General features: G+C 53.1%; 22 protein-coding genes and 1 tRNA gene. 5 read left to right on the top strand and 18 right to left on the bottom strand.

The annotated features are described in order from the left end of the window. Window positions 1-16: 16 nt before the first annotated feature. Entirely contained in the window at window positions 17-1,561 is a 1,545-nt protein-coding gene (locus JSS75_00880; protein ID MBS1902241.1) for a methylmalonyl-CoA mutase, read from the bottom strand. Between the two features lie 160 nt (window positions 1,562-1,721). Here JSS75_00880 and JSS75_00875 point away from each other — a divergent pair, with 160 nt between their 5' ends. After that, window positions 1,722-2,564 carry a DUF4397 domain-containing protein gene (locus tag JSS75_00875; protein MBS1902240.1) on the top strand — a complete coding sequence of 281 codons (843 nt, stop codon included), beginning with the start codon at window positions 1,722-1,724 and terminating at the stop codon, window positions 2,562-2,564. Window positions 2,565-2,573: 9 nt separating this feature from the next. Here the strand turns inward: JSS75_00875 and JSS75_00870 are convergent, their stop codons facing one another. From JSS75_00870 to JSS75_00830, 9 genes are all read right to left on the bottom strand, one after another. Beyond that, window positions 2,574-4,103, bottom strand: a complete 1,530-nt coding sequence (locus tag JSS75_00870; protein ID MBS1902239.1) for an amidophosphoribosyltransferase — start codon at window positions 4,101-4,103, stop codon at window positions 2,574-2,576. A 406-nt stretch (window positions 4,104-4,509) separates the two neighbouring features. Continuing rightward, window positions 4,510-4,989 carry an SRPBCC family protein gene (locus tag JSS75_00865; protein ID MBS1902238.1) on the bottom strand — a complete coding sequence of 160 codons (480 nt, stop codon included), beginning with the start codon at window positions 4,987-4,989 and terminating at the stop codon, window positions 4,510-4,512. A gap of 109 nt (window positions 4,990-5,098) precedes the next feature. Then, window positions 5,099-5,488 carry a nuclear transport factor 2 family protein gene (locus JSS75_00860; protein ID MBS1902237.1) on the bottom strand — a complete coding sequence of 130 codons (390 nt, stop codon included), beginning with the start codon at window positions 5,486-5,488 and terminating at the stop codon, window positions 5,099-5,101. A 2-nt stretch (window positions 5,489-5,490) separates the two neighbouring features. Further along, on the bottom strand, window positions 5,491-6,315 hold the full coding sequence (locus JSS75_00855; GenBank protein ID MBS1902236.1) for a class I SAM-dependent methyltransferase: 825 nt from the start codon (window positions 6,313-6,315) through the stop codon (window positions 5,491-5,493). A 149-nt stretch (window positions 6,316-6,464) separates the two neighbouring features. Beyond that, window positions 6,465-8,090 carry an NAD-dependent malic enzyme gene (locus JSS75_00850; GenBank protein MBS1902235.1) on the bottom strand — a complete coding sequence of 542 codons (1,626 nt, stop codon included), beginning with the start codon at window positions 8,088-8,090 and terminating at the stop codon, window positions 6,465-6,467. Between the two features lie 99 nt (window positions 8,091-8,189). Next, complete coding sequence (locus tag JSS75_00845; GenBank protein ID MBS1902234.1) at window positions 8,190-8,711, bottom strand: GNAT family N-acetyltransferase; 522 nt, start codon at window positions 8,709-8,711, stop codon at window positions 8,190-8,192. A gap of 46 nt (window positions 8,712-8,757) precedes the next feature. Continuing rightward, window positions 8,758-9,507, bottom strand: a complete 750-nt coding sequence (locus JSS75_00840; protein MBS1902233.1) for a glucose 1-dehydrogenase — start codon at window positions 9,505-9,507, stop codon at window positions 8,758-8,760. A gap of 319 nt (window positions 9,508-9,826) precedes the next feature. Then, window positions 9,827-10,351: a dihydrofolate reductase family protein gene (locus JSS75_00835; protein MBS1902232.1), complete on the bottom strand. Its 525-nt coding sequence runs from the start codon at window positions 10,349-10,351 to the stop codon at window positions 9,827-9,829. 14 nt (window positions 10,352-10,365) lie between these two features. After that, complete coding sequence (locus tag JSS75_00830; GenBank protein ID MBS1902231.1) at window positions 10,366-10,671, bottom strand: hypothetical protein; 306 nt, start codon at window positions 10,669-10,671, stop codon at window positions 10,366-10,368. A 553-nt stretch (window positions 10,672-11,224) separates the two neighbouring features. On the opposite strand from JSS75_00830, the gene recA reads away from it, so the two are divergent. Both recA and JSS75_00820 read left to right on the top strand, forming a co-directional pair. Further along, window positions 11,225-12,298, top strand: coding sequence for a recombinase RecA (gene recA / locus JSS75_00825; protein ID MBS1902230.1), 1,074 nt, complete (start codon window positions 11,225-11,227; stop codon window positions 12,296-12,298). Window positions 12,299-12,385: 87 nt separating this feature from the next. Then, a complete protein-coding gene (locus JSS75_00820) occupies window positions 12,386-13,105 on the top strand; it encodes a RecX family transcriptional regulator (GenBank protein ID MBS1902229.1) in 720 nt (239 codons plus the stop codon). Between the two features lie 60 nt (window positions 13,106-13,165). Here JSS75_00820 and JSS75_00815 read toward each other — a convergent pair whose 3' ends face one another. Both JSS75_00815 and JSS75_00810 read right to left on the bottom strand, forming a co-directional pair. Further along, complete coding sequence (locus JSS75_00815; protein MBS1902228.1) at window positions 13,166-13,351, bottom strand: CPXCG motif-containing cysteine-rich protein; 186 nt, start codon at window positions 13,349-13,351, stop codon at window positions 13,166-13,168. After that, window positions 13,351-14,040, bottom strand: a complete 690-nt coding sequence (locus JSS75_00810; GenBank protein ID MBS1902227.1) for an HAD family hydrolase — start codon at window positions 14,038-14,040, stop codon at window positions 13,351-13,353. The genes JSS75_00815 and JSS75_00810 overlap by 1 nt, the downstream gene beginning before the upstream one ends. A 60-nt stretch (window positions 14,041-14,100) precedes the next feature. On the opposite strand from JSS75_00810, the gene bshC reads away from it, so the two are divergent. Both bshC and JSS75_00800 read left to right on the top strand, forming a co-directional pair. After that, window positions 14,101-15,783, top strand: a complete 1,683-nt coding sequence (gene bshC, locus JSS75_00805) for a bacillithiol biosynthesis cysteine-adding enzyme BshC (protein ID MBS1902226.1) — start codon at window positions 14,101-14,103, stop codon at window positions 15,781-15,783. 53 nt (window positions 15,784-15,836) lie between these two features. Continuing rightward, window positions 15,837-15,910: transfer RNA gene (locus JSS75_00800), tRNA-Arg, on the top strand. 231 nt (window positions 15,911-16,141) lie between these two features. Here JSS75_00800 and JSS75_00795 read toward each other — a convergent pair. The 6 genes from JSS75_00795 to kdpA form a co-directional block, all read right to left on the bottom strand. Continuing rightward, a complete protein-coding gene (locus JSS75_00795; GenBank protein ID MBS1902225.1) occupies window positions 16,142-17,968 on the bottom strand; it encodes a HAMP domain-containing protein in 1,827 nt (608 codons plus the stop codon). A gap of 4 nt (window positions 17,969-17,972) precedes the next feature. Further along, window positions 17,973-19,097 carry a sensor protein KdpD gene (locus JSS75_00790; protein ID MBS1902224.1) on the bottom strand — a complete coding sequence of 375 codons (1,125 nt, stop codon included), beginning with the start codon at window positions 19,095-19,097 and terminating at the stop codon, window positions 17,973-17,975. Between the two features lie 61 nt (window positions 19,098-19,158). After that, window positions 19,159-20,499: an outer membrane beta-barrel protein gene (locus JSS75_00785; GenBank protein MBS1902223.1), complete on the bottom strand. Its 1,341-nt coding sequence runs from the start codon at window positions 20,497-20,499 to the stop codon at window positions 19,159-19,161. 300 nt (window positions 20,500-20,799) lie between these two features. Further along, complete coding sequence (kdpC, locus tag JSS75_00780; protein ID MBS1902222.1) at window positions 20,800-21,360, bottom strand: potassium-transporting ATPase subunit KdpC; 561 nt, start codon at window positions 21,358-21,360, stop codon at window positions 20,800-20,802. Between the two features lie 17 nt (window positions 21,361-21,377). After that, window positions 21,378-23,435 carry a potassium-transporting ATPase subunit KdpB gene (kdpB, locus tag JSS75_00775; protein ID MBS1902221.1) on the bottom strand — a complete coding sequence of 686 codons (2,058 nt, stop codon included), beginning with the start codon at window positions 23,433-23,435 and terminating at the stop codon, window positions 21,378-21,380. Window positions 23,436-23,456: 21 nt separating this feature from the next. Further along, window positions 23,457-25,166, bottom strand: a complete 1,710-nt coding sequence (gene kdpA, locus JSS75_00770) for a potassium-transporting ATPase subunit KdpA (GenBank protein MBS1902220.1) — start codon at window positions 25,164-25,166, stop codon at window positions 23,457-23,459. Window position 25,167: the final 1 nt, after the last annotated feature.

Below are 25,167 nucleotides of genomic sequence, written 5' to 3'. Positions count from 1 at the left end.
CTGAGATCTGCATCTTCTACGCAAATTCTCCGAAGACGTTTCTCATCGCGTTTGCGATCTCGCCGAGCGTCGCACGATCTTCGACGGCGGCAATGATCTTCGGCATCAGATTGCCACCCTCGCGCGCAGCGGCTTCGACCTCGGCAACTGCGGATGTTGCCGCACTATTGTTACGCCGCTCTCTGAGCGCACGCAGGCGTTCGACCTGTTCTTTCTCCAGTGCCGGATCGATTTTGAGCGTCGGCGGCGCCGCGTCCTCGGCTTCGGTAAAGTCGTTGACGCCGACGATAATGTCTTCTTTCCTCTCGATGCGTTTCTGGAATTCGTATGCACTACGAGCGATTCGCTCTTGAATAAAGCCCGACTCGATGGCCCGGACCGAACCGCCGAGTACATCGATCTCCGCAATCAATTCACGGCTGCGCCGCATGAGTTCGGTAGTCAAGGCTTCGACATAGTAGCTGCCTGCAAGCGGATCGACCGTGTCGGCAATTCCGCTTTCGTATGCGATCACCTGCTGTGTACGAAGGGCCGTGCGGGCTGCAGCTTCCGTCGGGAGTGCAAGCGCTTCGTCTTTTGCATTCGTATGGAGCGATTGCGTACCGCCGAGCACTGCAGCCATCGCTTCGATCGTTGTCCGAACGATATTGTTTTCGATCTGCTGCGCTGTCAGGCTCGAACCTGCCGTTTGCGAATGGAAGCGAAGCTTCAACGATTCGGGCTTCTTCGCGCCGAAACGCTCCTTCATCAGCTCCGCCCAGAGTGTACGAGCTGCACGAAATTTAGCGACCTCTTCAAAGAAATTGATCTGCGAATTGAAGAAGAACGACAGGCGAGGCGCGAAGTCGTCGACATCGAGTCCGGCTTCGACAGCAGCGTTGACGTACGCCAGCCCGTTCGAGATCGTGAACGCGATCTCTTCAACGGCCGTCGAGCCTGCTTCGCGGATATGATAACCGCTAATCGAGATTGTATTCCATGACGGCAATTCGTTGGCGCACCACGCAAAAATATCGGTGATGATGCGCATAGACGCTTGCGGCGGGTAGATATACGTACCACGCGCAGCGTACTCTTTGAGAATATCATTCTGGATCGTGCCGGAGATCTTCGAGAGATCGGCGTTCTGCTGCTTCGCCTTCGCGACGTACAGGGCAAGGAGGATGCTCGCCGTCGCGTTGATCGTCATGGATGTCGAGATCTTCTGCAGCTCGATCCCGTCGAAGAGCACATCGAAATCTTCGATCGAATCGATAGGCACGCCGACTTTCCCAACCTCGCCTTCGGACATGGGATGATCGGAGTCATAGCCGATCTGAGTCGGAAGATCGAATGCCACGGAAAGTCCTGTCGTGCCGCTGGCGAGCAAGAACTTGTACCGCTTGTTCGACTCCGCCGCCGAGCCAAAGCCTGCATACTGGCGCATCGTCCAGAGCCTGGAGCGGTACATATCCTTATACACTCCGCGCGTAAACGGATGCTCGCCGGCATCGCCGTGTTCGGCGCCATACACTCGGTCGATCGGGATACCCGACGGGGTTAGAAATTGCTTCTTTCTCACAACGTGCTTGTACGTACTCTCTGACTCACGAGCGTACCACAACACGAAATGGGCAGCAGTAGAGCCGAGAAATGGTTAACAGAGGCGGAATTACTGTTTCTCCACTTTTCCCCATTTTTGGCACGAAAGTCACAAAACTTTCGTATGTTCGTATGGGGAAATGGTGGAAAAACCAACTCGACGACTCGGCCGACTACGCAGGCACCGCAAGCACATCTTTGTCTTGCTGGTGGAATGTCTGTTCGTATTACCGTTCATCGCCGGTGTATCGCTCAATTGTGCTCATACGGTCGATTACGAAACCGTTCACGACACCGATACGCTGGTCCATCGAGACACGCTTCATCCAAGCGGCCCTGCCTTCCTCCGATTCCTCGCCATCACCGATAACAAGGGGACAATCTCGCTTCGGACATCGAGTACTGCCACCGCTCCGTGGCTCGTTGCTCTGCCGCAAATGGATCTGCAATATGTGCCCGTTCGCAGCGATTCATCTTTTACTCTCTTTGCCGAGTTCAATGCCGGCACATTTCCCGGCTCGCTGCATCACGATTCGATTTTCGTGCCGGGCGATTCGCTAACGCCGTTTTCACTTCGGACCGTTGTCGTCTTTCAAACACGCGACACCCTGCTGTTTCCCTACATCGTCGACGACAGTATGAAGAAGGCCGTCACAGAACCGGGGTACTGCTACATCCGCTTTGTCAACGGCCTGCCCGACTTTCCTCAACCTACGCCGAGTGTGTATATTCATCTCGATGGCGTCAACGGCACTCCGGTATTTACGGATGCCGGCGGAAACGACGAAGCGATTTCGTATCAGAGTGTGCGCAACTACACGAAGATGCCAGCCGGTGGGCATACGCTCTTCGCTCGCAGCGTCACGAACCAGGATAATTTTTACACTGCGGCGTTGAATTTCGAAAGCGGTAAATTCTATACCGCCAGATTGGTCGGGTTAAAATCGAACGGGACGGATGTATTTGTGATCGACGCGGAGTAAGGTTCTCGCTCAGTCGTCGTTATCGGTCTGTTTCATCGCCTCTTCGTCGATCGGGACCGGATAGATCCCCGTAAAGCACGCGGTACAGTAGCTGACCGGTTCACCTTTCTTGTTCGCATGCGGTACGCTTGCGAGCAGTTTATCGACCGAAAGATACCGCAACGATTCTACCCCAAGCGCTTCGCCGATCTCCTCGACGTTCAGGTTGTGGTCGTTTGCGATGAGTTCTTCCTTGCTCGGGAAGTCCATTCCGTATTTGCACGGATGGGTGATCGGGGGTGAGGTAATACGTAAATGGACCTCGGCAGGCTGCGCTTCGCGAATGAGCTTCACGAGCGACTTGCTTGTCGTCCCTCGGACGATGGAGTCGTCGACGACAACCACCCGACGGTTACGCAAGACGCCCTTGACGACATTAAACTTTACTTTCACCTTCATCTCGCGGTTATCCTGACCGGGTTGGATGAACGTGCGCCCGACATAGTGCGAGCGGATCAAGCCGATTTCGTACTTCGTCGGATTGCCTTCTTTGTTATTCTGCGAGACGTAGCCGAGCGTCGCGGTATTCGAGGAGTCTGGCACATTAATCACCGTCAATCGCTTTTCGCCGAGTTGCGGGACAGGACTTTCTTGCGCAAGATTTTTCCCGAGGCGGCGACGAACCTTGTCGACGTTTTCTCCGAAAATTTTCGAATCCGGTCGTGCAAAATAGATATACTCGAAGATACAATTGCGCGGCGTCGGCGCCTGTTCTTCGATCTTCATCGAGCGGATTTTGCCGGTCTCGACCGTATGATCGTCGATGATGACGATTTCGTTCGGCTCCACGTCTCGGACGTATTCGGCACCGACGATATCGAACGCGCAGGTTTCGCTGGCGACCATATATGCCCATTGGCCGTCGGTCCGTTTGAGTCGGCCGATGCTCAGCGGGCGAATACCGTGCGGATCGCGTGCAGCCACCAGTGCTTTGTCGGTCAGGATCGCAAGCGAATACGCACCGAGCGACTGCCGAAGCGCATCGCGGATCTGAAGGATCTGGTCGGTCTCCTGCGAATGTGCGACCAGATGCAGGATCAGTTCGCTGTCGGTTGTCGTCTGGAACAGTGTGCCCTGCTCGGCAAGCGCATGCCGAAGCGATGCCGTATTGACGAGATTTCCGTTATGCGCCAAGCCGAAATTGCCCTGGCGGTAGTGCATATAAAACGGCTGAATATTCTCGATCTTTCCGCTTGCACCGGTAGTAGAATATCGGTTATGCGCAATGGCCGCATCGCCGCGGAGTTGTTCGGTCAATAACTTGTGGTCGGCGAAGATCGAAAGGACCAGACCATGGTCTTTATGGATATTGAATTCCCGGGTTCGCGTGCTCCCCTTCTGCTGCCATTCCGCCGTCAGTATCCCCGCCGCTTCCTGGCCTCGATGCTGCAGCGAGTGCAGTGCATAGTAGGCAATCACGGATGCTTGCGGGTGATGAAACACGCCGACAACACCGCAATTCGATTCGGGTTTGTCGAGCTCGTCTGTCCGACGCGGCACGGCGGCGCACGTGGAACATGAAACGCTGTATGTCTCCTCCGCTGTCGAGGAGTTCAGGATCGGGAACAACGATTCGTTCACGCAGGTAGAGTTCGGTTGTGAGATGCGCGGAGATAAACACGCAGGCCGAAGGATTAGTTGAAAATCCTCCGGCGAGGGGGAGCAACTCCGTTCGAATGGTACACGAACAGGTCATTCTGAGCAAAGCGAAGAATCCCTTAATGAAACGTAGTGAGGCTCCGCCACAGGGATTCTTCGCTTCTGCTCCTGTGGTCGCAGAAGAATGCTCAGAACGACGTGCATTAACGATAGTGACGCGTTCTACTAATTAGTGGAGATGTCCAAAAATGAAAATGCCCCACCGTTTCCGGCAGGGCATTCGGGGGAAGGAATGCACGAGCATTGCTCATGCAAACAACGGGATGTGGGAAGCGGCAGAACGATCTTTGGCGTAATTATTTAGGTTATTGAGTTCTTCGCGGTATATCTTGCTGCATACTCCTGGGATCGTACGTTCCTCGATCCAGCCCTTGAGTCCCGGAGACTTGGTGAACTTCGTGCTGATCGTGACACGGGTCAGGCCATCGCGCAGATTTTCGAGTGTAAAGACGGTGCGCATCGTGCCATCGGACGTTTCTTCGACAATCACACTGCCCGGTTCCGGCTCCGAGACACGCATCGACGCATATCGAGTACGACCCATGATCACCATGACCAGATCGATCTCGGTCCCCTCTCCGAACCCACCGTTGGTAACGGTTACTTCTTTGAAATATTTTCTTGGGACGATCGCCTGGTGCCCTTCGTGATAATCGGCAAGAATACGATAGACGAGATCGCTCGGCGCATGAATAATCTCGGATTCACTAACGGTAATATATGACATAGCGGTGAAGATATTCCGGCTGTCCTGAAGTGAGGCAGCCTGCAGTATTTGTCAGATACTACGCCGCTCGGGGGAGTGAGTTTCACAAAACTGACCAGATGGTCGATTTTCAGAGCTCTTTGTTCGACGAATGGAAATGGACCAGTTTCCATTCTCCTGCGGTGCGCTCGAACACCGCCGTTTCAAGCGCACGAATGCTCATCACCGTTCCGGACATGCGGCCGTCAAACTGCATGCAATAGGTTGCATACGCGACATCGTTCGACGCAGAGACGATGATAGCGAGTTCGCTCATGGAATACGAGACCGGTTCCCATGGATCGTTCTTCAAGCACGAAACGAATGCATCGCGCGACTGTATCGTCGCGTGATCGGTAAAATATCGGAATCCGGCAGCAAGAGGACGAGCAAAGGCATCCCAGTCGCGGCGATGGAATGCCTCATAGTATGAATGAAGCAGTGCTGTAATCTCCGAAGTACTCTCTTGCGCAGTACGCATGCTCAGGGTTTTCGTGCAGTGATCACTTTTGCACGCAGGGGATCGGTGAACGCGCCGGGACCAAATGCGGCGACGATATCCTCGGCAAGCTGCTTCGAAATGACCTCGAGTGCGTCCGCACCGTGTGACTGTAATTCCATGACCACCGGGGTCCCCTGTGTAAGCCCTTTTGCGGCGTCGGCAGCAGACGGACTGTTTCCTTCGAGGCTGACCGTTTCGATCTTCGCATCGCCAATGCCTGCCTGCATCAAATGATCGCGGATCACCGATTCATCGTAGTATCCGAACGGAATGCTATAAAATTTGGGGCCATCAGGGCCAAAGAACTTCGTCAGTCGCTTATCGGCAATATCAATGATCGGGTTGTACTCGATCGCGTCCCACGTGTTCACGATCATCGTCCCTCCCGGCTTGAGCACACGCATCGCTTCGCGATATGCTTTCGGTTTGTCCGGTACGAACATGATACCGAACTGACAGACGACCGCGTCAAAACTGTTATCTGCATACGGGAGCGAGACTGCGTCCACCGCTTCCCATTGAATGCCATCCGCCGCAGTGAGCCGTTGTGCGGTACGCAGCATGTCGGGACTAAGATCGGTTGCCGTAATGCTCGCTGTGCCGCCGAACGCCGCATGAAGCTGCCGAGTCACACGGCCCGTTCCGCAGGCGAGCTCGAGAATCGACTTTGGCGCAAGCGGCCTCAGGCGCTCGACGAGGTCGTCTGCATAGCAGTCGAAGAAGATCGGACCGAGATACCGGTCGTAGGTGTCCGGGATCCCGCCGGAGAATGATGTATTGATGGTGCTCGTGTTAGTCGTGCTCATGGCGGTGGTTCTGTGATTATTACCGTGCGATCGAAGAATGATTGGCACTCCATCAAATATACACTATTTGCACAAGTAATATCCTATTGAAACGCAAACGGCGGCCAAACCGGCCGCCGTCGCGATATTGACAGATGCGTACAGACTGGTCAGTCGTACTGCGGAAAGTACATCTTCTCGCGCACGAACTGATCGAGGTCGGCCGGCCGCTCGACTTGTGCGTAGCCGTTGTCGAAGATGTATTTCGCAACCTCCGCGGCTACCTTACGCTCCACATCATATATCTCTGAGATCGGCGGATAGCAAATGCCCTTGGCTGCCATCTCATCCGTCACTTGGCTCGAGAGCGCCTTGGCTGCCGTGAGGAACATCCCATCGGTCACGCGAGTGGACTCTGTTGCAAGCACAGCGAGTCCGACAGCGGGAAAGATATAGACGTTATTGCCTTGGCTCGGCAGGAATGTATGTCCGTTGACCGTGACCGGACCGAACGGCGAGCCGCTCGCGAAGATCGCGCGACCTTGCGTAAGCGAGTACGCTTCGTCGGCCGTGCACTCCGAGTGCGAGGTCGGGTTCGAGAGTGGGAAAATGATCGGTCGCTCATTAAGCGCACCGACAGCTTCGATGACTTCCTTCGTGAACGCGCCGCCAATGGTACTCGCACCGATGATGGCGGTCGGCTTGAGTACATTGATCGCTTCCACGAAATCGGTGATCGGTTCGTGGTCGTGCGCAAAGACCGCTTTATAGTCGTCAAGATCGGTGCGCGACTTGATCACAAGTCCACCGGAGTTGAAAAGCCAGCAATGATCGAGCGCTTCTTCGCGCGTCAGACCAAGCTCCTGCAATGCCAATACCAGCAGACCGGAGATTCCCGTCGCCGCACTTCCCGCACCAAAGAACAAGAATCGCTGCTCGGTCAGCGGCTTGCCGCTCTGCTTGCATGCTGCAAGCAGGCCTGCGACCGCGACACCTGCCGTACCTTGAATATCGTCGTTGAACGTGCAGATGCGATCGTGATACCGATTCAGAATGCTGACGGCATTCGGACCGGCGAAGTCTTCCCACTGGATGCAGATCTTCGGGAATACTTCGGTGACGGCTTGTACGAATTCCTCGATGAACGCTTCGTACTCTTCTCCGCGCACGCGTGGCTGCTTCAGGCCGGGATAGAGCGGGTCGTTTAGGAACGACTTGTTGTTGGTGCCGACATCGAGCGTGATCGGCAGTGCAAGGTTCGGGTCGATCCCCGCACACGCAGTATAGAGTGTAAGCTTCCCGATCGGGATGCCCATGCCGCACACGCCGAGATCCCCGAGCCCCAGGATGCGCTCGCCGTCGGTCACGACAGTGAACCGAACATCTGGGATCGGCCAGTTGCGCAAGACTTCACGGATATTCCCACGGTCATTGAGCGAAATATAGAGCCCGCGCGGGCGGCGCATGATGTGACCGAACTTCTCGCACGCTTCGCCGACAGTCGGAGTATAGACGATCGGCAAATACGCTGCCGGATCGCTCATGATCGTACGGTAAAACAGCGTTTGGTTATTATCGAGAAGCTGGGTGAGGTAGATATACTTGTCGATCGGTTTTTCGATCCGGCCGACTTGCTCTTCGGCTCGCTTTACTTGCTGATCCAATGTCTCGACGACACCCGGCAGCAAGCCACGCAATCCATAATCATTTCGCTCTTCTTCGGTAAAGGCGGTACCTTTATTCAGGGACGGGTCGCGGAGAATTTGATACCCGTGGTCGGTAAACGTCAGTTGCATACTCAAAGTCTAAACATACTTGACAACACATAACAAAAACAGGGCATAAATAAGCCCCCAATTCCATACACGTGACATCGCTGGAAATATTGATCCGACTTAGGAGATATCCTTCAAGAAGACGATGTTCTCGTAGCGCTCCGACAACTCCTCGAAATACGAGATACCAATCCGCCGGTATCCCTGACGCGCGTAGAACTCAAGTGCACGCGTATTCTCATGGTAGGCGTCAAGCCAAACCTGCCGGTACCCGTGGTCGCTCACCCAGCGCTCCGCTTCACAGAGTAATCGATATCCAATCCCCTGCCCTGCAAAGCGCTCCAACACATAGAGTGTCATGATCTCCGGGACTGCGAAGTCGCCGACGGGACACGGACGGTTGAGACCGATCTCCACATAGCCAACTACGTGATCGTCCAGCGTCGCGACGAGTATGGCCCGCTGTGCGTCGCAGAGTGCGGAGCGCATCGTATCGATCGTATACTCTGCAAGGACGTACTCCGAGAACTCATTACGGATCCCCTCGGTCGCATACGTCGAGATCCAGACCTGCTGCCGAAGCACAGTCAGGTTAGCAGCATCCGACGTCTCGGCTCTGCGAATACAAAGTTGCTCGGTCATTGGCAGAGAACCGCTCGACGTTTCAAAAGGGTTGTTGTGGGTTCGCTCACTGCGCCAAATATCCGCCGTCGATCGGGTAGTACGAACTGGTGATAAACGACGACTTGTCGCTGCTGAGGAACAGCACCAGTTCGGCCACTTCCTCGGGCTTGCCGAGGCGGCCAATCGGGTGCAGCGACTCAAGATACTGTATCGTCTGTGCATCCATCCCCGAAAGCAGCGGCGTGTTGATGAACGCGGGTCCGACGGCATTTACGCGGATACCTTGTGCTGCATACTCGATCGCGGCATTCTGTGTCATGCCGACCACACCATGTTTTGCGGCCACATACGCAACGGAATTACGGAAGCCGACGGCGCCGAGGATGGACGCCATGTTCACGATCGACCCGCCGCCAGACTTCAGCATTGCCGGGATCTGGTAACGCATTCCGTAGAACACACCGGAAAGATTGATACCGATCACACGCTCCCAACCGTCGAGCGGATACTCGCCAGTCGGCGCAGCAGGCCCGCCGATACCGGCATTGTTACAAGCGATATGCAACCCACCGTAAGTATCGACGGCGGCCTTCACGAGCGCTTCGTTATCGACAGGTTTTGATGTATCGCTTTTGACGAACAGGGCGTCCCCGCCATTCTTCTTGATCATATTGACGGTCTCGTTTCCGCCTTGTTCGTTGATGTCGGACACGACCACCTTCGCTCCTTCTGCGGCATAGATGAGCGACACCGACCGACCGATGCCGCTGCCGGCGCCAGTCACGATTGCAACTTTATGTTCGAGACTATTCATAATCGTTTGTGTATTGATATGGATCGAACTCATTGTCCTCCTGAAAAAAAAGGGAAGCAGGAAGACGACAGTACAAAGGAAATAGTGTCTTAACGGCAACTACAAAAACGAAATCCAATGCCGGATTATTGCACTGATTTCGAGATTTGAGTACTAGGTTCACGTTAGACAGTCATTCTGAGCATTCTTCTGCGACCACAGGAGCAGAAGCGAAGAATCCTTGCGGCGGAGCCTCACTACGTTTCAGCAAGGGATTCTTCGCTTCGCTCAGAATGACGGGACTACTAATAGGTCACTATCTCAATTGTGGCAGCACACTTCACTTGAGAACCTCGTACTTCAATATAAGCGTCCCCTTCTCATTTACTTTCTCGATGCTTGTCAGATGCAGATCGATTTCGAGCTTAGCTTCGGCAACAAAATTGCCTCCGCTGGCAAAGATCTTCGGTTCGAGCGTCAGCCACAATTCGTCGATTAATCCTGCCTCCAGCCATGACGTTGCAATATGTGCGCCGCCGACCACGACCATCTGTTTGTGACCCGCACTCGCAAACCGCTCAAAAATCTCTTTCAGCGATTCTGCCGTAAACTCGATCTGCCCGGGGGCCGCATACGTCGAGTACTTCTGCGGGTCGCTCGTCATTACCACAAGCAAATACTCCGAACTCGGCTTCATCGGGTCGAAGGCGTAGGTTGCGCTGCCCATGACGAAGAGATCGTAATCCTTCCAGATTTGCTTAAAGTATGCTTGATCTTCTTTGGACGACCACCGATGCACATGAGGATCTCCCCACTTGGTGATCTTCCCGTCAAGGGTGGTGACGAATACTAATATCGTTTTCATACGGTGAATCGTCTTTACTTCCGCACTGATGATCCGACGATGTTCAGAATATCCTGCTTCGGGGGCGTCTCGGGTCCGCTTGCTTTGAGCTGTTCCTGAAACGCCTTGAACTGCGGCAATGTGAGCAGAACTTGTTCAGCCTCGTCCGTTTGAAATACTGCCAGGTGTGTGAACGACTTCCCGTCCGGTGCGAGAAAACATTCATACCGCACATTGGGATTATCGATCTCCTGCATCGCGGCCATGACTGCCCGGATGTTCATTTGATTCTGCTCGGAGTATTCCGGCGTTGTGGTATAGGATACACGTACGATTTTCATAATTATTCGGACTATTGTTAAATGACACTCATAACATCTTGCTCGTTCTGTTGACGGTTCGTTGAGCAAATCGAGAATTCTGTTGCCGACAAAGCGCAGACATTTTCGTTGTTCAAAGAATCGGCCGTAGACGTTAGTATCGATGGTACGGAATGTTGCTGTGTATGAGCGAGCGGGGAGAGTAACCCAGACAGATACCCTTCACTAACCGAACCATCCCTGTGGCGGTTCACAATGAACTCGTAATAGTAGCCGGTCGAATTGGCGAATTCAGGATGATGTACCTACTCGATAGGTGCCCGTAATATTAAATCTTTCACTACCACTTGCATGGTGCCTATTTGTGTAGTATATTAAAACAGTGCTTTGATAGGCACCTAGTTCGTTCTTTCGAGGAATCCGGGACATGCCGGGACGGTTAGGAGATGGGTTTCGGCATCGTTATCCCGAGGGGTGGAGTCGGTGTGAGTATACTACTATGTTATTTATAAATAATATACTTACATTGGCATGATTCCCTAACAGATCTTTTATTACAGTTATCGAACCGACAATGGATCAAGCAGTAGCAGCCGCTCGGCAAAAGGCATTACAGATCGCCCTCGATGCGATCGAAAAACAACACGGCAAGGGATCGGTCATGCGCCTCGGCGACGCTCCGCATGTGAAAGTAGAGGCGATTCCGACAGGCTCGCTCTCGCTCGACGCAGCGATCGGCATCGGCGGCGTCCCGCGCGGCCGCATTATTGAAATCTACGGACCGGAATCGTCGGGAAAGACGACTCTTTGTCTGCATATTATTGCAGAGGCCCAGAAACGCGGCGGAACGGCTGCCTTCATCGACGCCGAGCACGCACTCGATATCAAGTATGCCGAGCGACTCGGTGTAAAACTCAACGAACTCATCCTCTCGCAGCCGGAATACGGCGAACAGGCACTCGATATTCTTGAGCAGCTTGTCCGTTCGGCGGCGATCGATGTCATCGTGGTCGACTCCGTCGCTGCCCTTACCCCACGCGCCGAGATCGAAGGCGAGATGGGCGATGCACAAATGGGCGCGCAGGCACGACTGATGTCGCAGGCGATGCGCAAGATTACGGCCGTCATCGGCAAGTCGAATACGACGGTAATCTTTACGAACCAGCTTCGATCGAAGATCGGCGTCATGTACGGCAACCCGGAAACGACGACCGGCGGTAATGCGCTGAAGTTCTACTCTTCGCTCCGACTCGACATTCGTCGCCGCGACGTCATTAAAGAAGGCACCGATATCATCGGTAACCGTGTCCGCGTCAAGGTCGTCAAAAACAAGATGGCCCCGCCGTTCCGCGAGGTCGAATTCGATGTGCTCTACAATGAGGGGATCTCGAAGATGGGCGATATGATCGACGTTGCCATCGAGAATGATATCATTCAGAAGAGCGGCTCGTGGTTTAGCTTCAGCGGCGAGCGAATCGGCCAGGGGCGTGAATCGGTCAAAGCGTATCTCAAAGAGTATCCCGATGCGTTCAAGGCCGTTGAACAGGCGGTGAAAGTTAAGCTTGGCATTGCCGATGCGGTCGAACCGGCGCTCGGCTCTGCACAAAAGGCAGCCACCGAAGAGGAGAAGGCTGCAAAGAAGAAATAGCGCTTCCTATTGTATGCAGTGGCTCCGACCAATGGTCGGAGCCAGCCGGCTGAACGCCGGCTCCACTGTTGCCCAGGGTCGGCCTCCATGCGAAAGCCCCGCGAGACGATAGCCAGTTACCGCCTCCCCGCCGATGGGTCGCCCGTCATCTCGTCGATCACCTATCAGGTCCGTGACAAGCTGCGAGCCTCGGTTTTTGTAGGTGGTCAGTTCGCGTTCGGAATCAATGTCGCAACCATCGAACAATTCCGGCTTCGCAAAGGCGACGAACTGACGGCGGCATTACTCGAGAAGCTGCGGGTCTTCGACGATAGCGTATCGGCGAAACGGGTCGCATCGAAGTACCTGAATGCACGCCGGCGCAGCGAGCGCGATGTCGCCACCAAGCTCAAAGGCGAAGGCTTCGATGACGAAACGATCAACTCCGTGCTCGCGACGATGAAAGAGTACGGTCTGATCGACGACGAGGCATATGCTCGGGCGTTCATCCACGACAAGCTGCTGACGAAATCGGCATCACGACGCGAGCTCGAGTCATTGTTGATCAAGAAAGGCATTGCAAAGCAGACGATGGCCGTCGCCCTTGCAGATGTAACCGACAACGGTACCGAAGAGCAGCATGCGCGGGAAGCCGCCACAAAGAAATGGGAGTCATTAGTACGCCGGGAGCCGGACAGCCGAAAACGAAAACAGAAGCTCTATGCCTTCCTCGCCTCCAGAGGATTCGGCGGAACGACGATCAAAACGGTCGTATCCGAACTCATATCAACTGACGAGCCAACCGAAGAAGACGTTTACGATAACTGAGCATACAAGAACCCGTTCGGAAATATCATTGGGCTCGCAGACGATAAGTAACTAAGTCTCTTAGCCTTCGAATTCTGCCTCAACGACCACTTCACCGGACTCGGGGTCAATCATGACACGAATCACATTGGGTCGGCAACATACGGCACAGTCTTCGACGTAGTGCTGACGCTGCCCGTTGGATTCGTCAACGAACGTCTCGTTTTGTTCGCCGCACACGGCGCAATAGTATATATGATATGACATCAGCCGTAGATCGCTTGTAGCACGGCCTCGGTATTCGTAAGGTCGTCGAAGATGTGGTCGGGTTCGTGCGGGAGTACTTCGTCGCGTGTCGTACGGCCGGTCAGCGTTACCAAAACCCGGGCATCAATATGCTTTGCAACGTGGATATCCGGTAGTGCATCGCCGACGATCACGACATCCGAAGGCTCGAACCCTTTCGACTCCTGAAATTTGCGAAGCGCGATCGGCCCCAGATCGTTTCGATCGCGCGATTCGATCCCGTACGCACCGAATTCAAAGTATTTCATCAATCCGAATTGACCGAGCTTCAGCTCGGCGCAACGTGGTAAATTACCGGTCAACAGTGCAAGCGTCGTATTCGGGCGAGCGGCGAGTTGATCGAGAATCGAGCGGACGTTCGGTAACAATTCGAACGTGGATTCGTCTATGTGTTCTTCGAGTCGCTTCGGTATCCACTCGACGATGTCTGCTTCGCGCGATTCAAGCTCGGTAGCAGTGACGCCGGCCAGTGCAGACACTTCGGAAATGATGAGTTTATCGGTCTTTCCCGAGAACCGGTAATCGGCCAGCGAAACGGGCCGGTCGAAGAACATACTCGTCATTTCTTCGAACATCCGGTGCGGAAAGTCGTCGCGGTACAAGACGAGTGTACCGTCGATATCGAACAAAAGCAGAGTGTGAGAATTCATATTTGTTCTAAACACTTCGCAGTGACCGAATGTTTGAAGCCATAATTATTTCCCGAACGCATGACCATCGCTTCCTCACGACATTTTTCGAAATTGGTGCAGGACTTCATCGGAAACTACGATGGGTCGGCGATCCGGCAATTCTTTCCATACCCGCCATTTCCTTCCGACGAAGAGATCAGAGCAAGCATCGCTGCACGACGCGCAGATCAGGCTGCACAAGGGAATGAAGGCTTGCGTACGGCCGTGATCGAACGAATCACCGAAACACACCGGGCCGCGAACGGATTGACCGATGCAGTTCGTGAACACCTGCGCATGCTTGCCGACGATTCATGCTTTGCGATCGTCACCGGCCAGCAGGTCGGTATTCTCGCCGGACCGCTGTATACGCTCTATAAAACGCTTCATACCATTATGATCGCACGTGAATACTCCAAGCGCTTCCCGGAGTATTCGTTCGTGCCGGTCTTTTGGCAAGAGACCGAAGATCATGATTTTCCCGAAGTGAGCTCGGTGGGGATTGTGAATTCGGACTTTCAACTCAAGCATATTACTTACACGCCTGCCGAGCCGCCGGATCGCAAACAGGTTGGCGCCATGCCGTTCGAACTCGAAGCGCTCAACGAATTTTTCGCCGAACTTCGCGCTGCACTCCCCAAAACGGAATTCACCGATGAGGTGATCGCACTCTGCGAACGATGTTATGCGCCGGGCGTACCGTTCGCCGAGGCGCAGTCGGCAATGCTCTGTCGCTTGTTTGCCGAGGACGGGCTGCTGATCCTCAACGCGAATACGCGAGCCCTCAAGTCCTACGCTTCTCCGATCTTCGAAAAAGAACTTACAACGACCCCGACTCTCTCCGACACACTCAACTCCTACAGCGAATCGCTCAAGCCGCAGTATCATGCCCAGATCGACGCGAACGGGATGAATACCTTCTTCGTGGAATCGGGCAAGCGATACAAACTACACAAGGAAGCAGGCGGATTCCGCTATCAAGATACAGCAATCTCCGATTCGGATCTCCTCGCAACACTTAAGAACGAACCAGAGCGATTCAGTATGAATGTCGTCCTGCGGCCGCTAGTGCAGGATACGATCCTTCCGACGGCAGCCTATATAGCCGGCCCGGGCGAGATCGCCTATTTCGCACAGCTCGGTTCGGCATACACGTGGGCCGGAATGCACATGCCGGTAATTATCCCGCGCATCAGCATGACATTGGTGGACGATCGCTTTTATAAACTTGCCGACAAGTTCTCGACCTCTCTGGAGTCGCTTCTCGAGTTCGGAACAGACCTTGTGAAAGAGCTATTGAAAAGCGAACATGAGGACACAATCTCGGAGTCGTTCGAACAGTCGGTCGAAGACGCCGAGATGGCGATCGAGCGGCTGCGCAATCTCGTGGAATCGACCGATGCAACCCTCGGCGGAGCACTGACGAACCTCAAGGGAAAGACGATCACACAATTGCGGGATTTCGGTACGAAGGTTGCTGCTGCCGAACGGAAAAAGCAACAAGCCTCACGCCAACAATTCGAGAAGGCGCTCCAGGTGTTGCTCCCGGAGAACAAGTTACAGGAACGCGAATTGAACTTGGTATATTTTCTCAACCGTTACGGCATCGGGTTCTGGCAGGCGTTCAAGGCACACGTTATGGGGTCGGATCGTTCGCTCAAAGAGCACCACCTGATACCGATCTCGTCGATCCTCGAACCCAAGCCGACGGAAGCTCAATGATACGAGAACTTCCCGTCCCAAGTTGTCGTTATTAGTCCGCTTCGAAAAAGCAGGCACCCGTAGCTCAATTGGATAGAGCATCTGACTACGGATCAGAAGGTTTGGGGTTCGAGTCCCTACGGGTGTACAAACGACAATTATCGAAAAACAAGAGAAAACAAATTCTCGAAAAGCCTGGCGAAAGCCCGGCTTTTATATTTTATAACTTTCGCATTATTTGCCTTGTCTGTGTAATGTTTTTCTGAGATTCGGTACCCGTAACGGCGCCCGGACGAAGAACAATATGGGCACGTGTACACAAGGTACACTTACGTCCCAAGAAGCGAGTCTTTTTATCACTTCAATGAATAGAAGAACTCTATGCACTACGTAGAGAGAATCCGAATGTACTTCCCTTCCCAACTTCACTGTTGACCCATATTTTTCCTCCGTGCGCTTCGACGATCTCCTTTGAAATCGCGAGTCCGAGACCGACCCCGGAATGTTGATCTGTTTTGTTCAAATCCACCTGGAAGAACTTATCGAAAATCCGATCAAGATATGGCGGTTCGATACCGACACCAGTATCACTGACCACGAATTCTACCGTTGCGTTTTTCTCCGATACTAAAAGCCGCACGATCCCACCCGGCGGAGTGAAGCGTATCGCGTTGCTGAGGAGATTGATCAGCACCCACGATATTTTACTGCTGTCTGCCCGCACAAACGGGAGTTCGGATGGAAGATGAATATCCAGCGTCACCTGCTTTTGCGCCGCTTGCAGCATCATTGGTGTGACGGCCGCATCGACGATGTTTTCCGCAGTGACCGACTCCATGTGCATCAGTTCGGCTCCGATTTCAGCACGCGAGAGTTCAAGCAACTCACTCACGATCCGAAGCAGCCGCCTCACTTCGAATTTCATTGCCTCGAGTAGATGGCTTTGTTCGGTATTCAACGAGCCAACGCGCTCATCCTGTAATAGGCGAATACTCATATTCAATGCAGATAGCGGCGTGCGCAGTTCGTGCGAAACCGTTGTGACGAATCCCGATTTTGCTTCGTCGAGCGCTTTGAATTCCGAAATATTTTTAAGCTCGATGATATACCCAAGCGGCGTGCCGGTTTCTTCTTTGGTACGATTAATCCGGATCACATCTTTGAGATAGAACTCTTCTTTACCGTTGTTATAAATACGGAGATATCCTTTGTCAGCGGTAATTCGGGCGGTTGGGATCTCTATGTCTTTTATCAGTTCGGCAAGCAGGTTATTGGTTTTCGCCACTACTCGAGCATCCTTGCCAAGGATATCTTCTTCTGTCACACCGAGCAACCCCGAAGCGACCGCGTTTACAAGAACTATACTCCAGTCGTCCGACAATACGATGACAGGGTCGCTCATGCTCCCTACAATTGCCTCGGACCGCTTCTTAACAGTGATAACCGCTTCGATATTTGACCGTTCGTACTCATCTAATTTGGTCGCCATCTGGTTAAAACTGGTAGCCAGTTCGCCGATCTCATCATGGGCGGCGTACTCAATACGTTCCGAATACTTACGATTTGCAACAGCCTTGATCTTCGACGTTAATTCCGTAATCGGATGTATTACAAGTCGGGGAAACCGCACAAGCATGATAATAGCAATCACCAACGCGCCAATTGCCAGCAGGATCGTATAGAGAATCGCTTCGGCGGCCACTCGCTTTGCGCGCTCGTTTCTAAGGTACACTCCCTTCTTGTTGACTTCCAATAGCGCAATACAACTGGCCTTCAGTGATTCATAATGTTGGGCCAGATCGACCAGGTAACTAGCGTACGTGAGGGAGTCCGCACTAGCTTTCTGCGTGTACTCATTATACCTCGAATGCAACGCTTGTAGAATATCGCGCTCGCCGGGTTCGGTTACGTTCGACTCTGCCACCGAGAGATACTTGCGGAACATCGAGTCGTTTCTCGCGTATGTGGCACGATAATCCAGCGCACGAGTTTTGGGCGCGAATAGTCGGTGACTGACCGCATTGTCCATTTCATCGAGTGCATCGGTCATGTAATTTGCGGCCTCAATGCTGATAAAGTTGTCTTTGATAATATTTTCGGACGCGGTACCCAGTCGCTTCACTACGAATGCCGATGCGACTGCCAGTGCTCCGATCAGCACGGTCATGAGCCCAAGCGCAAGCAATATTCGTGTTCTGAGTTTCATACGATCATTTCGATACTACTTGAATATCGATCTCGTCGTCTTCCAGTTCCTCCATCAACGCATCGACGATTGATGTGCCGAATAGCCGCGGGAATCGCTTTGGCGCAGATTTACCGACAATCAGCAACTGAATATTCTTTTCTCGTGCAAACGCTGCAATAACTTTCCCCACGTTCGATCCTTTGAGTGTATCGACATGAGCGCCGAGCTGGGTTGCCAGCTTGAAATTATTTATGAGATGCCGTTGGACGGCGAGATCGATCTTATCGGATGAAAGGTCGGGCGTTTCAACAAACACCGCGTACCATTGTACCGCAAATCGGTCGGCAAGACGAGCGGCCTTACGAATAAGAAGCTCTGCCATCGTATAGTTTTCGGAAAGACAGACCGCAATACGTCCGAATTGTTTCTTTTTTACATCGCTGGTCTCGACATCTATCTTGCGTTCGAGCTGGTCGGCAACTTCGCGCAACGCGAGTTCGCGAAGCTTTAGCAGGTTGTCTCTTTGAAAAAAGTTGCGCAGTGCCAGCTCGATCTTCTCGGGTGCATAGATCTTTCCTTCTTTTAAGCGAGCGATCAATTCGTCGGCCGTAAGATCGAGATTTACCACTTCATCGGCACGTTTGAGGATGCTATCTGGAATGCGTTCGCTGACTTCGACGCCGGTAATTGATTCGACGATATGATTGAGGCTTTCAAGATGCTGGATGTTCACGGCGGATATAACGTTAATACCCGCATTCAACAATTCTTCCACATCTTGATATCGTTTTTCGTTGTGGCTGCCGGGGGCATTCGAGTGCGCGAGTTCGTCAACGACGATGACATCCGGATGTCGGGCGAGCGCATCGTCGATATCGAATTCTTCCAATTGTCTGCCCCGATAAAATAGCTTCTTGCGTGCGAGTTGCGGCAAACCTTCAAGCTTCTCTTCTGTTTCACGGCGGCCATGTGTCTCGACATACCCAACGAGCACATTGACGCCGAGTGAGCGTAGCGAGCGCGCTTCGTCCAGCATACGATATGTCTTTCCAACACCCGCAGCTAAGCCGATATATATTTTTAGCCTCCCGGATCGCGAACGACGAATCAGGTCGAGGAAGTTCTCGACCGACCGTTCGCGCGATATGTCGGTACCATTACTCAATCCATCGGATGAACACAATACATAGTCTTCATTGTACGGCGTATCAGAATCGTACTAAGACGGCCCCGATAAACCTCGTCTCATTTTTTACGAGATCGGGTGCCCAACTGGTGGGCACGGTGCCGGTCGTATATCCGGTGGGGCCAGTCACACCGCCTGGGCCTGCAAAATACGGCACGTCTGCCTCGCGATGAACTACTTGAAATTGATACTGGACATAGTCGTTCGGCATCCAATCGACACCGATCGTTGCATCCCATCCATGGAACGGATCCCCGGGATTTGCAGTGAAGGGATGCGAACCGGCTGTCGTCGTAGGATCATTCGGGTTCGGTAGTGGACTTGCGTCACCCGTCGGATAGAGCACGAGATAACGACCAGGGTTATTGATATACCCTGCGCCTATCGTCGCACCGATGTGGTCGTTGGCAAACCACATCCGGTTGTAGAACATCCCACTGATGAAATACTGCTGCTGTTGGCCTGCGACTTTTGAAATACCGGAGACAATACCATCTCCGTCTTCGAAGCCGAAATCCTGCGTCACAGAGAACGCCATCTTTGAAAGTCCGCTCGAACCGGGATTATTATAATACCGTAGCAGAAAACTGTTGTCGGTATGGAAGCGCATGCGGTCAGGAAGTCCGGCTGCGTCATGTCCGTAATAATTGTTCGAGAGAACCTGAATGGATTCAAGCGGGCGCCAGGTGAACTGAAGGCCGATCCCAGGACCGTTATTGAACTTGGCGTAGGACTGCCAACCGTTCACCAGCCATAGCTCGAACTTCATCCGATCGCTCGGAAACATTTGAATACGCATCCCATTAAAGAACCACGGCGTATTATCCGACGTGAACGACGGCTGATATGTCCAGTTCTCTGCGTTATAATAGGAAAAGAGGCCCACGTATGACATGAAAAGGCCAACATCGACATTAATCCCATGCATCGCATCGAAATGATACCCCGCGTTTGCTTCGCTAAGATAGCGGTACGCATTTGTGAGATCATACTGCCCGTGATATGGACTGTAATCGTTTCGCGGAACGACGGTCGACCGAGTACCGATCTGCAATAACAGTGAGGCACGTGCATTGTCGTAGTGAAAGTCTCCGCCGAGCGCAGCAACATTGATCGCAAATTCGTTATCGCGCGCAAGTGATGTCGAACCAATAACCGTATGATCGACGGGATGTTGATTCGATGCGGTATAGTTTGCATCCAGTAAGAAACGCCACGTGACCACTTTCGAATCGAGCAGTGCCGTGTGACGACGATCATTTCCCATGACCCAAGTAAAGTCCCCCCAGGCAAACGGCTCACTGGAGGGTTGCGAGGCAGCTACAGTATCGGTTACCACCGTTGTAACTGGCTGAGAATGCATACTCGTATCCTGTTTGTCAACTGTCATGTTCGAAGCACCGAAGACGACATCTGCGATAAACAACGATGCTGCTACGGCTGCCAGTATTGCAAGGCTATTTCTTCGTATGGTGTTCATTGTCGTTTCTTAAGAGAAGTATGTACACTAGTCCATTAATGATGCAAGAATAACCCGGTCGCTGCAAACAAACATGCTAATAGCAGCGCAACGACGCAACAGACAACGATCAGTCGGCGGAAGCTCTGCTGCTCGCCGGGCGTCATTTGCACGTACAGCATATCGTTGCCCCCCGTTCACGTATTACTTCAATTCATCCAAGGCGATGTTCAGCTTGAGCACATTGACGCGCTCGGTGCCGAAAAACCCGAAGATCGGATGCTCGATGTGTTCGTCAACAAGCGAACGGAGTCTTGTTTCCGACAGTCCGCGCACACGTGCGATCCGAGCAATCTGGATTCGCGCAGACTGCGGCGATATATGCGGATCGAGCCCGCTGCCGGAGGCGGTCACGAGGTCGGTGGGGATATCGCCCGGCTGCACTCCAGCATTATGCACCATAAACGAATCGATCCGCGCCTTCACGGCGGCGATGTGGTCCGGATTAGTCGGTCCCTGGTTCGATCCGCCGGATGCAGCAGCATTATAGTCGACTGCGGAGGGACGTCCCCAAAAGTACTTATCGTCGGTGAATTTCTCGCCGATATTTTCGTACCCAACAACGGAGCCGTGTACCTTGATCGGGAATCCGTCTGCTGCATTTGGCGCGATGCGTCCGACCGCCCAAATAAAGACGGGATACACAAGTCCGAAGAGTACGATCAGAATAAACGTGAGTCGTAGAGATATGCGAAGATCATTCATGTCTTGTTCTCCTGTTCTTACACGATGCCGATTGTTACGAGAAGCAGATCGATGGCTTTGATCCCGACGAAGGGTACGATGACACCACCAAGCCCGTAGATCAGCAGATTTCTCGCCAGCAATTTGCTCGCACCAATTGGTTTATATTGTACACCACGTAACGCAAGAGGTATCAACATCGGGATGATTATGGCATTGAAGATTACAGCAGAAAGAATCGCAGACTGTGGGCTGGCGAGCCCCATGATATTCAGCTTCTGCAGCGATGGTATCGACGCGATAAACAAGGCCGGGACGATCGCGAAATATTTTGCCACGTCGTTTGCGATGGAAAATGTCGTAAGCGTCCCGCGAGTGATCAACAGTTGTTTCCCGATCTCCACAATCTCGATAAGCTTGGTAGGGTCATTATCGAGATCGACCATATTGCCTGCTTCTTTTGCCGCTTGTGTCCCTGAGTTCATTGCGACACCGACATCCGCTTGTGCGAGCGCCGGTGCATCGTTTGTGCCGTCTCCCATCATTGCAACAAGTTTGCCTTGTGCCTGTTCGCGACGGATGTACTCGAGTTTGTCTTCGGGCTTCGCCTCGGCAATAAAATCATCGACTCCTGCTTTCTCGGCGATGTACTTTGCCGTGAGCGGATTGTCGCCGGTAACCATGACAGTCTTGACACCCATTTTCCGTAACCGGGCAAACCGTTCGGTGATGCCGGTCTTGATGATGTCCTGTAGTTCGATTACTCCGGCAAATGCACCGTTCTCGGCGACGGCAAGAGGTGTGCCTCCATTCGATGCGATGGTGGTGACCACATCGTTCATTGCATTCGGAATGTTGCCGCCACTGCGTTCGACAAGTTGACGAATGACGTCGATCGAGCCCTTGCGGATCGACGCGCCGTTCGACAGATCGACACCGCTCATTCGCGTTTGTGCCGTAAAGTTAATAAACGTCGAGCCACCGTAATCGCCGCGACGTACCGATACACTGTGCGATTCAGCTAGTTCGAGGATCGACTTGCCCTCGGGAGTCTCATCCGCCAGTGAACTTATCGCGCACAACCGCATGAACTCGGATTCCGGACGGTCATTCGCCGCATGAAACTTCGTCGCCTTACGGTTGCCAATCGTGATCGTCCCGGTCTTATCGAGCAGCAGCGTGTCGATATCGCCCGCGGTTTCTACCGCCTTGCCAGACTTGCTAATCACATTGGCGCGTAACGCACGATCCATCCCTGCGATGCCGATTGCGGAGAGGAGACCTCCAATCGTTGTGGGAATCAGGCACACAAAGAGCGAGACGAGCGAAGCAATGGTGATCGGAGTATTTGCATACCGTCCGAACGGTTCGAGTGTCACGGTAACTATGATGAACATCATCGTAAGACCGGCAAGGAGGATCGACAGCGCAATCTCGTTCGGTGTTTTTTGGCGCGATGCCCCCTCGACAAGCAAAATCATTTTGTCCAGGAATGACTCACCGGGATCGGTCGTCACGCGGACGACGATCATATCGGAAAGGACCTTCGTCCCGCCGGTTACTCCCGATTTGTCACCACCTGCTTCGCGGATGACAGGTGCGGATTCCCCTGTAATCGCCGATTCGTCGATGGTTGCGAGACCTTCGATGATTTCGCCGTCCATTGGGATATATTCGCCGGTGACCACCTGAAACACATCACCTTTGCGTAATTGCTGCGAACTGACAACACGGCGTTCTCCGTTCGGCAACAATACTGTTGCAGGCGTTTCCTCACGAGCTTTGCGCAAGGAAGCCGCCTGCGCTTTGCCACGCGCTTCTGCAATTGCCTCTGCAAAGTTCGCGAACAGGAGCGTCACGAATAGGATAAGAGTGATCAGCGCATTATACCCAAGACTGCCTTGTGCTGCATCGGGCCGAATTGCCAGCAGGATTGTCACCACGATCATGATCGCCGTGCCGACCTCGACAGTGAACATCACCGGGTTCTTTACCATCAGTTTCGGCGAGAGCTTCCGAAACGACTCTTTGAATGCCACTCCTGAAAGTTCGCGATCGAACAATGTGGGGTTTGTTTTACCTACAGCCGCGGACATAGTGATTTCCTTGCAAAGAGATTATTTGAGAGACGACAACGATTCTGCGATCGGACCCAACGCGAGTGCGGGAAAGAACAACAGAGCGCCGAGAATCGCAATGACGGTCAGTAGCACAACCCCGAACGTGAACGAGTGCGCATGGAGTGTGCCGGCCGATTCCGGCACCGTGCGTTTGCTCGCAAACGCGCCGCCGATCGCGATCGGACCGATGATCGGGATAAACCTTCCGAGGAGCATCACAATACCGCAACTGATGTTCCAGAACACCGACGGCGAATCGCCAAGCCCTTCGAACCCCGAGCCGTTATTTGCCGATGCCGATGTGAACTCATAGAGCATCTCGGAAAAGCCGTGATATCCCGGATTAAGAAGCCACCCAAGGGTCTTTGCCGGATGCGCGGTCGTCGTCCACACATGCGACGACAGCGCCGTGCCTGCGAGAATGAGCAGCGGATGCATCAATGCGATAATCACGGCAATCTTCACTTCTTTCGCTTCGATCTTCTTGCCGAGGAATTCAGGTGTTCGCCCGACCATCAGTCCGGCGATGAAGACAGCCATGATTACGAAGACGAACATATTGATAAACCCGACACCGACACCACCGAAGAATGCATTGAGCTGCATACCAAGCATGATGAACATACCCGATATCGGCGTGAAGCTGTCGTGCATCGCATTTACCGATCCGTTCGATGTGCAGGTGGTTGTAATGCTCCACAGTGCCGATTGCGCCGCACCGATTCTTACTTCCTTCCCCTCCATACTTCCCTGGGATTGATCGATTCCCAGGTGTGCAAGCGATGGATTCCCAGTTTTTTCGGAGATCAGTGTCGGCACCAGTAAGATTGCATATCCAACAAACATGACGCCAAAGATCATCAACGCCAATTTCCTGTTGCCGACGAAGTGTCCGAATGCCCATACCATAGCCATTGAGATAAGGATGATGCATACGAACTCAATCGCATTCGTGAGGTATGTCGGGTTCTCAAACGGATGTGCGGAATTCGGACCGAAGAATCCCCCACCATTGGTGCCGAGTTGCTTGATCGAGACCATCGCAGCAACCGGGCCGTGCGCGACATGAACTGTATCGCCCTGTGGGGTGATAACCGTCGATGCACCGGTGAATGTCATCGGAGTGCCGCTCAACAGAAGGATGATTGCAACAACGACCGAGAGCGGCAACAGGATGCGTGTGCATGCCTTTACCATGTCCACATAGAAATTGCCGAGCTTTCCGGCACTCTTGACCGAAAGTGCACGGAACAATGCAACCATCGCTGCGATACCGGTGCCTGCGGAGACGAATTGCAGAAACGTGAACACAAGGAGCTGCGAGAAGTACGATGCTCCTGTTTCACCGGAATAATGCTGCAGGTTTGTATTCGTCATGAAGCTGATCGCCGTATTGAACGCCTGATCGGGCAACATCGACGGGATATGATCCGGGTTGAGAATCGGATTCCATCCTTGTGTGCACAGCACTACCGTCGCCCAGACGAACCACACAAGATTGATCGTGAGCAAGGCCTTGAGACTTTGCTTCCAATCCATATCCTGGGTAGTGTCGATCCCGGCAATCCGGAAGAACCATCGTTCGAGCGGCGCCAACCAATCGAAGAACGATCTTCGACCCATGAACACGTTCGCACAGTATCTTCCCAGTGGGATAGAAAGGCCGACTACCAGAGCAATAAGAAGTACGACACTCAGGATATCCATG

Source organism: Bacteroidota bacterium (assembly GCA_018266755.1).
Lineage (GTDB): Bacteria > Bacteroidota > Ignavibacteria > Palsa-1295 > Palsa-1295 > JAFDZW01.
Note: the sequence above shows the minus strand (reverse complement) of the source record. Positions and strands in the feature narration are given on the sequence as shown.

Bases quoted from the DNA above. Each gene is read 5' to 3' on its own strand.
- JSS75_00835 (MBS1902232.1), bottom strand. From the start codon at position 10,351: ATGAAAACGATATTAGTATTCGTCACCACCCTTGACGGGAAGATCACC.
- JSS75_00845 (MBS1902234.1), bottom strand. From the start codon at position 8,711: ATGACCGAGCAACTTTGTATTCGCAGAGCCGAGACGTCGGATGCTGCT.
- JSS75_00875 (MBS1902240.1), top strand. From the start codon at position 1,722: ATGGTGGAAAAACCAACTCGACGACTCGGCCGACTACGCAGGCACCGC.
- JSS75_00855 (MBS1902236.1), bottom strand. From the start codon at position 6,315: ATGAGCACGACTAACACGAGCACCATCAATACATCATTCTCCGGCGGG.
- kdpA (MBS1902220.1), bottom strand. From the start codon at position 25,166: ATGGATATCCTGAGTGTCGTACTTCTTATTGCTCTGGTAGTCGGCCTT.
- JSS75_00815 (MBS1902228.1), bottom strand. From the start codon at position 13,351: ATGTCATATCATATATACTATTGCGCCGTGTGCGGCGAACAAAACGAG.
- recA (MBS1902230.1), top strand. From the start codon at position 11,225: ATGGATCAAGCAGTAGCAGCCGCTCGGCAAAAGGCATTACAGATCGCC.
- kdpC (MBS1902222.1), bottom strand. From the start codon at position 21,360: ATGAATGATCTTCGCATATCTCTACGACTCACGTTTATTCTGATCGTA.
- JSS75_00795 (MBS1902225.1), bottom strand. From the start codon at position 17,968: ATGAAACTCAGAACACGAATATTGCTTGCGCTTGGGCTCATGACCGTG.
- JSS75_00830 (MBS1902231.1), bottom strand. From the start codon at position 10,671: ATGAAAATCGTACGTGTATCCTATACCACAACGCCGGAATACTCCGAG.
- JSS75_00820 (MBS1902229.1), top strand. From the start codon at position 12,386: ATGCGAAAGCCCCGCGAGACGATAGCCAGTTACCGCCTCCCCGCCGAT.
- JSS75_00810 (MBS1902227.1), bottom strand. From the start codon at position 14,040: ATGAATTCTCACACTCTGCTTTTGTTCGATATCGACGGTACACTCGTC.
- JSS75_00865 (MBS1902238.1), bottom strand. From the start codon at position 4,989: ATGTCATATATTACCGTTAGTGAATCCGAGATTATTCATGCGCCGAGC.
- JSS75_00860 (MBS1902237.1), bottom strand. From the start codon at position 5,488: ATGCGTACTGCGCAAGAGAGTACTTCGGAGATTACAGCACTGCTTCAT.
- JSS75_00850 (MBS1902235.1), bottom strand. From the start codon at position 8,090: ATGCAACTGACGTTTACCGACCACGGGTATCAAATTCTCCGCGACCCG.
- kdpB (MBS1902221.1), bottom strand. From the start codon at position 23,435: ATGTCCGCGGCTGTAGGTAAAACAAACCCCACATTGTTCGATCGCGAA.
- JSS75_00840 (MBS1902233.1), bottom strand. From the start codon at position 9,507: ATGAATAGTCTCGAACATAAAGTTGCAATCGTGACTGGCGCCGGCAGC.
- bshC (MBS1902226.1), top strand. From the start codon at position 14,101: ATGACCATCGCTTCCTCACGACATTTTTCGAAATTGGTGCAGGACTTC.
- JSS75_00785 (MBS1902223.1), bottom strand. From the start codon at position 20,499: ATGCATTCTCAGCCAGTTACAACGGTGGTAACCGATACTGTAGCTGCC.